At 73.1% G+C, this 13,447-nt stretch carries 10 protein-coding genes; 7 read left to right on the top strand and 3 right to left on the bottom strand.

Going from position 1 to position 13,447, the window contains the following annotated elements; all coding sequences use genetic code 11:
• Complete coding sequence (locus ABD841_RS12060; protein ID WP_344970644.1) at positions 1-732, top strand: HAD family hydrolase; 732 nt, start codon at positions 1-3, stop codon at positions 730-732.
• Positions 733-1,005: 273 nt separating this feature from the next.
• Positions 1,006-2,151, top strand: a complete 1,146-nt coding sequence (locus tag ABD841_RS12055) for an acetyl-CoA C-acetyltransferase (RefSeq protein WP_344970642.1) — start codon at positions 1,006-1,008, stop codon at positions 2,149-2,151.
• Between the two features lie 299 nt (positions 2,152-2,450).
• On the opposite strand, the gene ABD841_RS12050 is transcribed toward ABD841_RS12055, so the two are convergent.
• Positions 2,451-2,630, bottom strand: a complete 180-nt coding sequence (locus ABD841_RS12050; RefSeq protein ID WP_344970640.1) for a hypothetical protein — start codon at positions 2,628-2,630, stop codon at positions 2,451-2,453.
• 559 nt (positions 2,631-3,189) lie between these two features.
• Positions 3,190-3,900: a class I SAM-dependent methyltransferase gene (locus ABD841_RS12045; protein WP_344970638.1), complete on the bottom strand. Its 711-nt coding sequence runs from the start codon at positions 3,898-3,900 to the stop codon at positions 3,190-3,192.
• Positions 3,901-4,049: 149 nt separating this feature from the next.
• Between ABD841_RS12045 and ABD841_RS12040 the strand changes: the two genes are divergently transcribed.
• The 3 genes from ABD841_RS12040 (at position 4,050) to ABD841_RS12030 (ending at position 10,443) form a co-directional block, all read left to right on the top strand.
• Complete coding sequence (locus tag ABD841_RS12040) at positions 4,050-6,071, top strand: ATP-binding protein (RefSeq protein ID WP_344970636.1); 2,022 nt, start codon at positions 4,050-4,052, stop codon at positions 6,069-6,071.
• A 92-nt stretch (positions 6,072-6,163) separates the two neighbouring features.
• The gene (locus ABD841_RS12035; RefSeq protein ID WP_344970635.1) at positions 6,164-8,194 is read left to right on the top strand and encodes an ATP-binding protein; all 2,031 of its coding nucleotides are present in this window, start codon (positions 6,164-6,166) and stop codon (positions 8,192-8,194) included.
• A gap of 209 nt (positions 8,195-8,403) precedes the next feature.
• Positions 8,404-10,443, top strand: a complete 2,040-nt coding sequence (locus tag ABD841_RS12030; protein ID WP_344970633.1) for an ATP-binding protein — start codon at positions 8,404-8,406, stop codon at positions 10,441-10,443.
• 193 nt (positions 10,444-10,636) lie between these two features.
• On the opposite strand, the gene ABD841_RS12025 is transcribed toward ABD841_RS12030, so the two are convergent.
• Positions 10,637-11,656: an adenosine deaminase gene (locus tag ABD841_RS12025; RefSeq protein ID WP_344970631.1), complete on the bottom strand. Its 1,020-nt coding sequence runs from the start codon at positions 11,654-11,656 to the stop codon at positions 10,637-10,639.
• A gap of 98 nt (positions 11,657-11,754) precedes the next feature.
• Here ABD841_RS12025 and ABD841_RS12020 point away from each other — a divergent pair, with 98 nt between their 5' ends.
• Together ABD841_RS12020 and ABD841_RS12015 are read left to right on the top strand one after the other, a co-directional pair.
• The gene (locus tag ABD841_RS12020) at positions 11,755-12,255 is read left to right on the top strand and encodes a SigE family RNA polymerase sigma factor (protein ID WP_344970629.1); all 501 of its coding nucleotides are present in this window, start codon (positions 11,755-11,757) and stop codon (positions 12,253-12,255) included.
• Positions 12,252-13,235 (top strand): PASTA domain-containing protein, encoded by a 984-nt coding sequence (locus ABD841_RS12015; RefSeq protein ID WP_344970627.1) that lies wholly within the window; start codon positions 12,252-12,254, stop codon positions 13,233-13,235. Before ABD841_RS12020 ends, ABD841_RS12015 begins: the two co-directional genes overlap by 4 nt.
• Positions 13,236-13,447 lie beyond the last annotated feature (212 nt).

Here is a 13,447-nt window from a genome sequence, read left to right as displayed (position 1 = left end):
ATGGCGGATGTGATTTTCTTCGATCTGGACGGCACCCTGGTCGATCATCGGAGCGCGGTCTTGGAAACGATCGGCCAGATCGTCCGGACCGCGCCGAACGCGACGGCTCCACCGGAGGAGCTGGTGACGTTGTGGTGGACACTGGAGGGGCGCCACATGCGGGAATACCTGGCCGGTCAGTGCTCCTTCGCTGAGCACCACCGACGCAGGCTCCGTTCCTTCCTGCCGGTGCTCGGCGAGCCGGTTCCTGAAAGTCCCGGCCTTCTGGACGCCTGGATCGCCGAGCGCTACCTCACCGTGTTCGAGGAGTCCTGGCGGTGCTATCCCGACGTCCAGCCATGCCTGGAGACCCTGAAACGGCTTCCCCGAGGACCGCGTCTGGCCGTTCTCACCAACGGGGACCCCGAGCAGCAGCGCGCCAAGCTCGCCCGCTTCGGCCTCCTCGAATACTTCGAAGCCGTCCTGACCCCGACCGAGCTCGGTGCGGCCAAGCCCGTCGCCTACGCCACCGCCTGCCGGTGGATGCGGACGGACCCCGCGCAGGCGGTCAACGTGGGCGACATGCTGGAAAGCGATGTAAACGCAGCCGCCCTCGCCGGGCTCACCGGCATCTGGCTGGACCGCGGCATCGACTTCGTCACCGGTGGACCGTCGCCGACGGCAGACGAGACGGTGCTCCGCATCGAACGGCTGACCGACCTCCCCGACCACCTGTCACGCACGAACGCCTGAGTGGCGCGGAGGGGACCGCATCCCGCTCTCGGCAGGCGGAAACATCTACAAAGACCCACCAGGATAGGGAACGGTGGCACATCTTCCACTCCACGCCCGGCGGATCCGCCAGCCACCGCTGGGATCCGCCGACTGTCGCTGGGAGTCACAACCCGACCGGCCCGGTAAGGCATGGACGAAAATTCTGTTGTAACCTCCTACTGACCGAACATTGCTCGGTTTCCATGGCGGCTCGGTTCCATCGGCAACCCGGTTCCCCACGCAGGAGGCACTGTGGCAGAGGCGTACATCGTCGGGGCGGTCCGCACCCCGGTCGGCAAGAAGAAGGGCGGTCTGTCCACCGTCCACCCCACCGATCTGGCCGCGCACACCCTCAGGGCGCTCATCGACCGCACGGGGGTCGACCCGGCCGCGGTGGAAGACGTGATCATGGGCTGCGTCATGCAGTTCGGCCCGCAGAGCATGGACATCGCGCGCAACGCCTGGCTCTCGGCCGGCCTGCCGGAGAGCGTCGCCGGCGTGACCATCGACCGCCAGTGCGGTTCCTCCCAGCAGTCGATCCATTTCGCCGCCCAGGGTGTGCTCTCCGGCACCCAGGACCTCGTGGTGGCCGCGGGCGTGGAGTCGATGAGCATCGTCCCCATGGGGTCGAGCATCACCGCCGCGCTGGAGAAGGGCATGCCCTTCCCCTTCGGCGAGAAGTGGGTGGAGCGGTACGGCAAGCAGGAGATCTCCCAGTTCCGCGGCGCCGAGCTCATGTGCGAGAAGTGGGGCTTCGAACGCGACGAGCTGGAGCGGTTCGCGTACGAGAGCCACCAGCGAGCGGCCAAGGCCGTCGCCAACGGTTACTTCAAGGAGCAGATCGCCCCGATCAACGGCGTCGAGGACGACGAGGGCCCGCGTCCCGACACCACGCTGGAGAAGATGGCGGCGCTGAAGACCCTGAAGGAAGGCGGCCAGATCACCGCGGCCACCTCCTCGCAGATCTCCGACGGCTCCGGTGCGATCCTCATCGCCTCCGAGCAGGCCGTCCGCGACCACAACCTGACCCCGCGGGCCCGGATCGTCACCCTGGCGCTCCTCGGCGACGACCCGGTCTACATGCTGACCGCGCCGATTCCGGCGACGCAGAAGGCGCTGAAGAAGTCCGGCCTGTCGATCGACGACATCGACGTCACCGAGATCAACGAGGCGTTCGCCCCGGTCCCGCTGGCGTGGATCAAGGAGATCGGCGCCGACCCGGCCAAGGTCAACCCGAACGGGGGCGCCATCGCCCTCGGCCACCCGCTGGGCGGCACCGGCGCGATCCTGATGACCAAGCTCCTGCACGAGCTGGAGCGCACCGGCGGCCGGTACGGCCTGCAGACGATGTGCGAGGGCGGCGGCCAGGCCAACGTCACGATCATCGAGCGCCTGTGACGGCCGGGCGTCCACGACGCCCCGGTGGACCGTGAGCCCCGGCCCCGGACATCCGGGGCCGGGGCTCACCCGAAGAGAGAGCCGGCGGGAACTTCGTGACGGGGTTCCCGCGGGGATCCTCCGTGGAAACCGCCGCGCGGAGATCCTCCGAACCTCCGGCGGGAGAACCCCGGGGCGGGCCCGGGGCGAAGAACCCGGCGAAGAGCCGGGTGCGGGACCCGGAGGAAGAACCCGGCGCGGTCCCGGGGAAGGCCCCCTCGGGAGAGGGCCTTCGAGAAGAGACCGGGAGCGCCCTCGGGTCAGCGACCGCCCTTGCCGGGAATCCGGCGCGGCTGCTGAGTGGGCCTGATCGGCATCTGCGGCATCGGCACCCGCCGGGGGGCCGTGGGGACGAAGCGCTCCGGGAACGGAGCGTCGGTCTTGTCGGTTTCGGCGGCCTTGGCCTTGCCGTTGCGCTTGTGAATGGCACTGACTCGCATATGGAACTCCTCGAGAAGATGACGACGCGGCGGAAGACCGGGCCGGACAACTCAGCTGCCGCGTCAGACGAACGGGGCCAGAGAGCTGAGCGCGGGCGGATCAGCGACGGCTGATCGACGCCTGCTCTTAGGAGTTAATCCACATGCGGATGACCTTACGGCGGTCCCGCCGGGCGGTGCAATCGGTTTTTCCGGCCTGCCTTCTCCGCCTTCGTGCCCACCGGCGCGTGCCCACGCGGTCCGGCCACGAAGGTGAGGCGGGAGACGCCCGGGGAGAGCCGCAACGATCCGAAGGTCACCGCGACCGCGGTTCGCTGCCTCCGGGCTCATGCCGCGGGACTCCTCGCCCTGTGACGGCCCGGGCGTCCGGCGCGCGGTCGTACGGCCGGTGGGCATCGGGGCGCGGGCGCACGGCACCCGCCCGTTCGCGGCGCGCTTGGGCCCGCCGGGGCGCGAAGCGGCACCCGCCGGCCGGACGCGAGCCACGCCGATCAGTCGAGGAGCCGCGGAAGGGCACGCGACGACGCCCCGGTGTTCCCCGGAACGTCGTCGCGCACGATCACTTCGGCACGCGGGCGACGCAGAAGACGGTCTGCCCGAACGGCGGGCGGACGAAGCGCTCGATGAAACGGGTCGCCGGGACCACCGTGCGGTCGTAGATCTTGACCAGGCGCGGGTCGGGGTAGCCGACGCCGCCGCGGCGGACGGCGACCCACCAGGCGATGCCCCCCAGGAAGTTGATCGGCTTGAGCACGTCGATGTCGAGGCCCGCCCGAGAGACCGTCCGGCGCAGCGTGGCCGGGGTGTAGCGGGTGACGTGGCCCACCTTGCGGTCGAAGTCTCCGTACAACTGCATGTAGCCGGGGACCCAGATGACGATCCGGCCACCGGGGGCGGTGACCTTGGCGAGCGACCGCAGGGCCTCGACGTCCTCCTGGATGTGCTCCAGGACGTTCATCATCACGACGGTGTCGACCTTCTCGCCGATCGGGATCTCGGTCGGCAGGCCGAACTGGAGCACGTCGACGTCGGTGCGGTCGGCGAAGCGCTTGCGGAGCTGCTCCACGCAGTAGGGGTCGAAGTCGCTGACCACCAGCCGGTCGAGGCGGGGCAGGAACTGCTCGGCGAAGTGCCCCAGGCCGGAGCCGATCTCCAGCATGGAACGGCCCACGTGCGGGGCGACCATGTCGAGCTCATACTGCCGGTAGTTCCTGGCCTCGTCACCACCCAGGTGGTTCTCCAGGGCCTCGTCACCGGCCGCGGGTTGCACTACGCGGTCATACCCAGACATGCGGTTCCGTCCAGCTCGCTCACGAAAGGCCGCGGCGAGAGCCACGGCCGGGGACAGCCAGAGTCTAGTGGCGGTTCCCTCGGAGCGGCCCCTCAAACCACACCCGGCCACCTACCATGGGCTGCCTCATGGAAGAAACCACCTTCGTCGGCCGGGTCGCGGAAAGCGCCGGGCTGGTCCGGTTGCTCCGAGAGTCCCGCCTGGTCACGCTGGTCGGGCTGGGCGGAGTCGGCAAGACCCGCCTGGCGCGCAGGGTGGCGCAGGAGGCCGCGCGAGATTTCCCCGGCGGTCTCTGGCTGGTCGAGCTGGGCTGCCTCACCGACCCGCACCTGGTGCCGGGGACGGTGGCGGAGGCCGTCGGCGTCGTCGACCAGTCCGCCAGGGCGCCGGAGGAGGTGCTGGTCCGGTGGCTGACCCCGCGCACGTCGCTGCTCGTCCTCGACACCTGCGAGCATCTGGTCGACGCGGTCGCCTCCCTGGTGGACACCCTGCTGCGCGGCGCGCCCGGCCTGCGCGTCCTGGCGACCAGCCGCCAGCCGCTCGGCGTCTGCGGTGAGCACATCCACCCCGTTCCGCCGCTGCCGATCGAGGACGCGGTCGCCCTGCTCCGTGACCGCGTCGGCCCCCTCACGGACGCCGGCGGCACGGCCGCGGACACCGGTGCCGGTGGCGCGGCCGCCGACACCGAGGGCATGGCCGAGCTCTGCGAGCGGCTCGAACGCATCCCGCTGGCGATCGAGATGGCGGCCGTCCAGCTGCGCACCTGGTCGGTCGGGCAGCTCACCCGGCAGCTCGACGACCGCTACCGGCTGCTGACCGGGGTGGGCGGACCGGTGCGGCACGGGTCGTTGCGCGCGGCGATGGGCTGGAGCCACGAGCTGTGCACGCCCGCCGAGCGACTGCTGTGGGCGCGGCTGTCGGTGTTCGCCTCGGGGTTCGACCTGGAGGCCGCCGAGCAGGTGTGCGCGGGCGGGCCGCTCGGGGCGGGAACGGTGCTGGAGGCGTTGACCGGGCTGGTCGACAAGTCGCTGGTGCAGCGCGAGGAGCTCGCGACCGGCGTCCGGCTGCGCATGCTCGACACGGTCAGGGAGTTCGGGGCCGAGTGGCTGCGCCGGCTCGGCGAGGCCGACCGGGGCCGGGCCCGCCATCGCGACCACTACCTCCGGCTGGCCAAGCGCTGCGCGGTGGAGTGGCCCGGCCGCCAGGTGGAGTGGTACGCGCGGATGCGCGCCGAGCGGAGCAACTTCCGCAAGGCGCTGGAGCTGTGCCTGGCCGACCCCGAGTGGTCCCGGGTGGGCCTGGACCTGGCGGGTTCCCTGTGGTTCCTGTGGATCTGCTGCGGTATGCAGCGCGAGGGCCGCCACTACCTGGAGGGCGCCCTCGCGCTGCACGCCGGGCCCTGCCCGGAGCGGACGAGGGCGCTGTGGGTCTGCGCCTGGGTGGCCGCGATCCAGGACGAGACCGACGCCGCCCTGGAGCTGCTCGCCCGGTGCCGCGCCGAGGACGCCGAGGGGAGCGCGGGCGGCCACATCCTCCAGATCGAGGGACTCGTCGCCCTGATGCGCCGCGACCTCGGCCGGGCGGTGGAGCTGCTGCGTGAGGCCGCGGCCCGGCACGCGGCCGGGGGCGACGTGCTGTCCGGGCTGCTGCCCTGCCACATGCTGCTGGCACTGGGCCTGCTGGCCGCGCGCAGGACCGAGGAGAGCGTGCGGACGCTGACCGAGGCCCGGGCGCTCTGCGACGCCCACGGCGAGCAGTGGAGCCGCGCCCAGGTGGAGTACGTCTTCGCCCTGACGGAGCAGGCCATGGGCCGCACCGCCGGTGTCTTCGACCACGCCGGGGCGGCGCTGCGCGGGGCGCGGCTCTTCGACGACCCGCTCATGACGGTCGTCTCGATCGAGCTGATCGCGTGGGCGACGGCGGCCGCGCCCGGCGGCTCAGCCGCGAAGGCCGCCCGGCTGCTGGGCGCGGCCCAGACCATGTGGGACCGCACGGGACTGCCGCAGCTCGGCTCGCCGATCTTCACCAGGGTCCGGGAACGCGCCGTCACACAGACCGTGAAGATCCTCGGCGGTGCAGGATTCGACACCCATTTCACCGAGGGCCAGGCCTGTGACCTGGACTTCACTGTGAAATATGCGCTCGGGTAGAAAATTTCACCACCGGCGGCGCTCCGGCCCGCCCGGCCCGCCGCCGCTTCCGTGATTGGCTTGCCCCCTCACGCGAAGCTGCGGGGGGATCGGTGGCGGAGACGCGCACGCGCCGGGGCAACGTCCCCGCGGAGACGAGCAGCCTCATCGGCCGGCGACGGGAGCTCGACGAGATCGCGGTCCTGGTCGGAGGGTCACCGCTGGTGACCCTCACCGGGGTCGCCGGGGTCGGCAAGACCAGGCTGGCCCTGCGTACGGCCGCCCGCCTGCGCGGCTCCTTCGCCGACGGGGTGTGGGTGGTCGAGCTCTCCGCCGAGCAGAACGGCGACCTGGTCGGCCACGCCGTCGCCGCGGTGCTCGGCCTGCGCGAGCAGGCGGTGCGCCCCCAGGACGAGGTGCTGGCCGAGTATCTCGCCGACAAGCACCTGATGCTGGTCCTCGACACCTGCGATCACCTGGTCGACGCCTGCGCCGTGCTGCTGCGTCGTGTCCTGCCCGGCGCCCCGCACGTGCGGGTGCTCGCCACCAGCCGCGAGCCACTCGGGCTGCCCGGTGAGCGGTGTTTCCCGATCGAGCCGCTGGCGGTGCCCGAGTCCGGCGCCGCCGGGACGGACGCCGTGCGCCTGTTCACCGAGCGGGTCCACGCGCTGGTCCCCGGCCTGGTCCTCGATCCGGAGGAGGTCGGCCACGTCTGCCGTTTGCTGGACGGCATCCCGCTGGCCATCGAGCTCGCCGCGCGGCGGCTGCGCGCACTCTCCCTGCAGCAGCTCGCCGAGCGGCTCGACGACCGTTTCGCGCTGCTCGTCGGCGGCAGCCGCACCCCGTTCCGGCGCCACCAGACCATGCGCACCGCCGTCGGCTGGAGCCATGAGCTGTGCACGCCCGCCGAGCGCCTGCTGTGGGCGCGGTTGTCGGTCTTCGCGGGCTGGTTCGACGCCGCCGACGCGCGGGCGGTGTGCGCCGACGCGGGGCTCACGCGGCTGCCGCTGGCGCGCCTGGTGAACCGGTCGATACTGATCGCCGACGGGTCGCGCTACCGGATGCTCGCCACGGTCCGCGACTACGGCCGGCAGTGGCTGCGATGGCTCGGCGAGGAGGAGACCTTCCTGCGCCGTCACCGCGACCACTACCTGGTCCAGGCTCGCCGCGCGGACGCCGAGTGGTACGGCCCGGGCCAGGCGCGCTGGGCCGACTGGGTGCACCGCGAGCTGCCGAACCTGATGGCGGCCCTGGACCACGACGACGGGTTCGAGCTGGTGACCGCGCTCTGGTTCGCCTGGTGCTGCCTCGGCCAGGTGCGGCGGGGACGCCGGTACCTGGAGCGGGCACTCGACCGGCACACCCGGCCCAGTCCGGCGCGGACCAAGGCCCTGTGGGTGAGCGCGTGGACCGCGCTCACCGCGGGGGACACCGCCGCGGCCCGGCGACGCTCCGGCCAGGCCTACGCCGCCGCGACGGCCGACGGCGACCTCGCCGCCGCGGGATGCGCCCGGCAGTGCGCCGCGGCGGCCGCTCTCGCCGAGGGCGACCTCGACGAGGCCGTGCGCCTGGCCGCCGAGGCGGCCGAGTTGTTCGCCCAGGCCGTCCACATCCACATCGGGTTGCCCGTCGCCGAGGTGACGATGGCCAGAGTGCTCGACGCCCGCGGCGAGGCCGGCACGGCCGTGGAGGTGCTCACCCGGCAGTGGGCGCGCTGCGCCGAGCACGGTGAGCTGTGGGCGCGGTCCCACGGGGACCAGGCGCGATCGGTGGTCGAGCTCGGCCGCGGCGACGCCGACGCGGCGGAGGTCTACGCGCGCGCGGCGCTCGACCTGAAGTGCCGCCTGGGCGATCCGATCGGCAGCGCCGCGGCGATCGACCAGCTCGCCGCGGCCGCCGCGGCCCGGGGCGAGGGATGGCGGGCGGCCTGCCTGCTCGGCGCGGCCCATCGGATGTGGACCTCCCTCGGGCTGTCCGGCGACGGCTCGCGTGGGCTCGCCGTGCCCCGCGAGCGCACCGAGAACACGGCCAGGGCGCTGATCGGGGATGCCCGCTACGAGATCGCCTTCGCCGAGGGACTGGTCATGGAGCCGGACGCGGTGGTGTCCCGGAGCCGGGACACGGGCGGATCCGACCACCCGTAGCGGGCACACCCGATCGACGGCTCCGCCGCGCCGGATGCCAAAAACCCCGATTCCCGGCATTCGCGGCGCGGGGGAGGAAGTTCGCCCTCGACACGGCGGTGAGATTTGCACCCGGGGGAGAAGGAAACCCCACCGGGGAAGGGTGATCCGGCCGGTTCGTGACCCGGAGGCGGTGCGATTCCTCCTGAGTGGAAAAGGAGCGCGAACCGATGGAACGGACCCCATGGTGGCGCGGGAACCTGCCCGCGGAGACGAGCAGCTTCATCGGCCGCGAGATCGAGGTACGGCGGCTGCTGAAGCTCCTGTCCGACACACCCCTGATCACGATCACCGGCGCCGGGGGCGTCGGCAAGTCGCGGATCGCGGTCAAAGTCGCGGAGGAGTCCCACGACTCCTACGCGGACGGCACGTGGCTGGTGGAGCCGGCCGGCCGGCGCGACGGCGACCTGCTCGCCCACACCGTCGCGGCGGTTCTCGGGCTTCGTGAGCAGCCGCCCCGGCCGCGGACCGGGATGCTCGTCGAGTTCCTCGCGGACAAGAACCTGCTGCTGGTCCTCGACGCCTGCGAGCACCTGACGGACGCCTGCCGCGGGCTCGTCACCGAGATCCTGGACGCGGCACCCCGCGTACGTGTCATCGCGACCTCCCGCCAGGCGCTCGGACTGCCCCGGGAGGTGCCCGTACCCATCGAGCCGTTCCCCGTGCCCGGCCCCGGAGCGGAGGAGCGGCGGACGAACGACGCGCTCCGTCTCTTCCTCGACCGGGCCGCGGACACGGTGCCCGGCCGCCGGGTCACCGGAACGGACCTGGCGGCCGCGGTGCGGATCTGCCGCAGGCTGGACGGCGTCCCCCTGGCCGTCGAGCTGGCCGCGGGGCGGCTGCGGGCGCTGCCGGCGCCGCGGCTCGCCGATCACCTGGAGGAGCGTTTCGCGGCCCTGCCCGCCGGCCCCGCGCCGGCCGCGCAGCGGACCCTGCGCACCGCGATCGACTGCTGCCACGAGCTGTGCACCCCCGCGGAGCGCCTGCTGTGGGCCCGGCTGTCGGTCTTCGCGGGGACCTTCGACACCGAGGCGGTCCGGCGGGTCTGCGAGGACGAGCACCTGCCCGACGCGTCGGAGCCGCTGGCGGGTCTGGCCGCCACGTCGCTGCTCGCCCGGGTGCCCGGCGGCTACCGGCAACCCGACGCGATCCGTGAGTACGGCCGGGAGCGGCTCGCCCGCCTCGGCGACGAGGACAGGCTGGTCCGGCGGCACCGCCACCACTACCTGGACCTGGCACGCCGGGCCGACGCGGACTGGTACGGCCCCCGGCAGGAGGAATGGGCGGCCCGCCTCGACGCCGCCGCCGCCGACCTCCGCCTCGCCCTCGACTCGGGCTCCCCGGCCTCCCCGGCCTGCGTCGAGCTCTCCGGGAGGCTCTGGATCCTCTGGTCCTGCCTGGGCCGGCTCAACGAGGGCCGCCACTACATGGCGCGGTCGATCGAGGCCGCGCCCGCCGCCGACCCCGGGTTGCCGAGGCTGCTGTGGGCCGACGGCTGCGTGGCCGTCGCCCGGGGCGAACTGGAGCTCGGCCGCCGCCGGGCCGAGGCGGCGCTGTCCGCGGCACTCGACCGGGGCGACTACACGACGGCCGGGCACGCCCAGCTCCTGCTCGCCTGCCGCTCACTGCTCGTCGGAGACCTCGGCGAGGTCGGGCCCGCCGTCGAACTCGTACGCGAGTACTTCCGCCGGGGCCGGGCCGACACCGTCGACGAGCCGCTCGCCCTGGTGACCGTCGCCACGGCGCACACCTGGCGCGGCGAGTTCGCCAGGGCCGTCGCCGCGCTGGAGGAGGCGCGGCGGCTCTGCGACGCCCGCGGCGAGCGCTGGGTCCGCGCCTGCGGCGACTACGTGCTGTCCATCGCCCGGCTCGGACTGGACCGGGTGGCCGAGGCGGCCGAGGCCGCGCGGGAGTCGCTGGACGCCAAGTGGCGCTTCCGCGACGCCGCCGGTGTGGTGCTGGCCCTCGACCAGCTCGCGGTGATCGCCGCGGTCGGGGGCGACGGGCACCGCACGGCCCGGCTCCAGGGCGCGGTGGCGCGGCTGCGGACGACCTTCGGGCTACGCAGGTCCGATTCGCGAGGCATGTCCGAGCCGGGGAGCGTGGCCGAGCGCACCGCGCGGCAGCTGCTCGGTGACGAGGCCTATGACGCGGCCTTCGCCGAGGGCTACGACGACCTGGACTCCGCGATCGCGTACGCCCTCGCCTGAGCCGCCCGGGCACCGCTCCCGCCGGCCCGCGACCGCCACGGGCGGGACGCCCGGCGGGTCACACAGGCGGAAAGAGGCGACACGAGAGGCGACAGAGGCGACACCGGCTCCGCCCGCGCCCGGAGCCGCTCGGTCCGTTGATGTCGGCTGGTCGTCGATGTCCCGTGGCGGGTTCTCGGGTACCGTCAGCCGCTCAGTCCGCCGATGCCAGCCAGTCGTCGATGCCCCGCAGCAGGTCCTTGCGCACCGCCTCCGGGGCCGCCGAGGCCCGCACCGACTGCCGGGCCAGCTCGGCCAGCTCCGCGTCGGAGAACCCGTACACCTCCCTGGCCAGCTCGTACTGGGGCAGCAGCCGGGCCCCGAACAGCAGCGGGTCGTCCGCGCCCAGCGCGATCGGCACCCCCGCCTCGAACAGCCGCCGCAGCGGCACGTCCTCGGCCCGCTCGGCCACGCCCAGCCCGACGTTGGAGGTCGGGCATACCTCGCAGGTGATGCCGCGCGCCGCGAGGCGCTCCATCAGCTTCGGCGACTCGGCCGCCCGCACGCCGTGTCCCAGCCGGTCGGCGCCCAGCATGTCGACGCACTCCGCCACGCTCACCGCGCCCATCAGCTCCCCGCCGTGCGGTACGGCCAGCAGCCCCGCACGCTTGGCCAGCCGGAAGGCGCCGTCGAAGTCGCGGGCCCGGCCACGGCGCTCGTCGTTGGAGAGCCCGAAGCCGACCACGCCCTGGTCCATGTGGTGGATGGCGAGGCGGGCGAGCGTCTTGGCGTCGAGGGGGTGCCGGGTCCGGTTGGCAGCCACCACGACCGCGATCCCTATCCCCGCGTGCTCGGCCGCCCGGCGCGCCGCGTCCAGCATCAGCTCCATGGTCGAGGTGAGCCCGCCGAACCTGGACGCGTACCCGGACGGGTCGATCTGGATCTCCAGCCAGCCCGACCCCTCGGCGGCCTCGTCCTCGGCGGCCTCGCGCAGCAGCCGGTAGACGTCGCTCTCCCGCTGCAGGACGGACCGCGCGATGTCGTACAGCCGCTGGAAACGGAACCAGCCGCGCTCGTCGGTCGCACGCAGCCGGGGAGGCCAGTCCTCCTCCAGCGCGTCGGGAAGGTGCAGGCCCTGCTCGCGGGCGAGCTCGACCAGGGTCGAGTGCCGCATCGAGCCGGTGAAGTGCAGGTGCAGATGGGCCTTGGGCAGTTCGGTGAGGGGACGTGGCATTTCAACATGGTGCCGTACCGCCGGGACCGGGTGGTGATTTTTGGTCTCAACCTGGCGGTCCGTTCGCGCGTTGGGGAGGGCGAAAGGGGACCTCGCTGATGACGGAAGAAGACGAGGCGGCCTTCGACGAGTTCCTGGCCGCACGCAGTACGGCGCTGCTGCGCACCGCGACCCTGGTCTGCGGCGCGTCACCGCACGACGCCGAGGACCTGGTGCAGGGCGCGCTGGAGAAGGTCTACCGGCACTGGAGCCGGATCCGGCACGACAACCCCGAGTCCTACGCCCGCAGGATCGTGGTCAACGCCGCGATCAGCCTCTCCCGGCGCCGGAAGGTGATCCGGGAGATCACCTTCGCCCGGCTCCCGGAGACCCCGGTCGACGGGCCCGACATGGAGCTGCGGGACGCGCTGCTGGTGGAGCTGCGCCGGCTGCCCGCGCGGATGCGCGCGGTGCTGGTGCTGCGGTACTGGGAGGACCTGTCGGAGACCGAGACCGCCGCGCTCATGGGCTGCTCGGCGGGGACCGTGAAGAGCCAGGCCGCACGGGGGCTGGCCAGGATTCGCGAGCGGATGGGCACGCTGGAAGGGGCGTTGGGATGAGTCTTGAGCAGGAGCTGTCCGAGGCGATGCGGGGGCACGTCGCGGGCGTACGCGCCTCCTCCCTGATGGGTACGGCGATCCGCCGCCGCCACCGCGCCCGGCGGCTCCGGTTCCGCGTGGCGGGCGCCGCCCTGGCCACCGCGGCCGTCGCCGGCGCGGTCCCGGCGTACCTGGCGTTGAACGCGGGTCCGCCGCCCGCCGCGGGCGGCCCGGCGGCCCCGGCGGGCGGCGAGGCCAGGGCCGGCGTCGTGGAGCAGGTGAAGGTGCCGGACGTCGGGAAGAAGTCCGTGGCCGAGGCCAGAGCGGCCCTCGCCGGGGTGGGCCTCACGGTGACGGTCGGCAACGGGGCCCCGGGCGGAAGCAGCCCGTTGCCCGAGCCGGACGACGACGACCTGGTGGTCGAGCAGATCCCCGCCGCGGGGCAGGCCGTCCCGAAGGGGTCCGCGGTGGAGCTGTTCGCGGTCGCCAGGCCCGCGGCGACGTCCTCGCCGGAGGCGGGGCCGGAGAAGGTCTCCATGCCGCAGGACCTCGGCGACCTCGGGGACGGACGCGAGTTCGGCGGCGTCGAGTTCACCTACCTGCCCGGCGGCCTGGTATGGGGCGAGTGGTCGGTCAAGAACGGCTTCGGCGTGGCCAGCTACTCCACGTCCTGGAAGAAGCCGGACCTGCCCGCCGGGCACTACAGCGTGCAGGCGGTGGTCTACCGGGGCGACGCCGCCGTCGCGGTGACCGAGCGGATGAAGGGCTACCGCGGGCAGGGCGCCGAACCGATCAAGGTCGGCGGCCGGACCGCCTACCTGGTGAACGCCGGCGAGGCCGTCGGCACGATCGAGGAGAGCGGCACACCCACGCTCGTCTGGGCCGTGGGCAAGGGCCTCGCCGTGGAGGTCATGATGAGCCCCGACTACGCCGGGGAGCTCGGCGGGGAGGCCCCGGCCGAGCTGAGAAAGATCGCTGAGGGTGTCGTCCCCGCGAAGTGACGCGGGTGCGGGCGCCACGGCGCGCGCCGCGAGGCCATGACACTCCACACTATTTATCGATATATCGGATTCTGGGTTGCAAACCGGGCGAGCGTCTCCGGCCGTGGGGCGCTCGCCCGCGCCCGCATCGCCCGTCATACCGAGGAAATCTGAGCAACGGGGTTTCAGGCGACCGTTCCTCCGTGCGACCGTAGATGCACACGTTGTCAGGA

Origin of the sequence: Streptosporangium fragile (genome assembly GCF_039534445.1) — a bacterium.
GTDB lineage: Bacteria > Actinomycetota > Actinomycetes > Streptosporangiales > Streptosporangiaceae > Streptosporangium > Streptosporangium fragile.
This window is presented reverse-complemented; position numbering and strand designations above follow the sequence as displayed.

Coding starts and splice junctions, on each gene's coding strand:
- ABD841_RS12040 (WP_344970636.1), top strand. CDS start 4,050: ATGGAAGAAACCACCTTCGTCGGCCGGGTCGCGGAAAGCGCCGGGCTG.
- ABD841_RS12025 (WP_344970631.1), bottom strand. CDS start 11,656: ATGCCACGTCCCCTCACCGAACTGCCCAAGGCCCATCTGCACCTGCAC.
- ABD841_RS12060 (WP_344970644.1), top strand. CDS start 1: ATGGCGGATGTGATTTTCTTCGATCTGGACGGCACCCTGGTCGATCAT.
- ABD841_RS12015 (WP_344970627.1), top strand. CDS start 12,252: ATGAGTCTTGAGCAGGAGCTGTCCGAGGCGATGCGGGGGCACGTCGCG.
- ABD841_RS12050 (WP_344970640.1), bottom strand. CDS start 2,630: ATGCGAGTCAGTGCCATTCACAAGCGCAACGGCAAGGCCAAGGCCGCC.
- ABD841_RS12030 (WP_344970633.1), top strand. CDS start 8,404: ATGGAACGGACCCCATGGTGGCGCGGGAACCTGCCCGCGGAGACGAGC.
- ABD841_RS12020 (WP_344970629.1), top strand. CDS start 11,755: ATGACGGAAGAAGACGAGGCGGCCTTCGACGAGTTCCTGGCCGCACGC.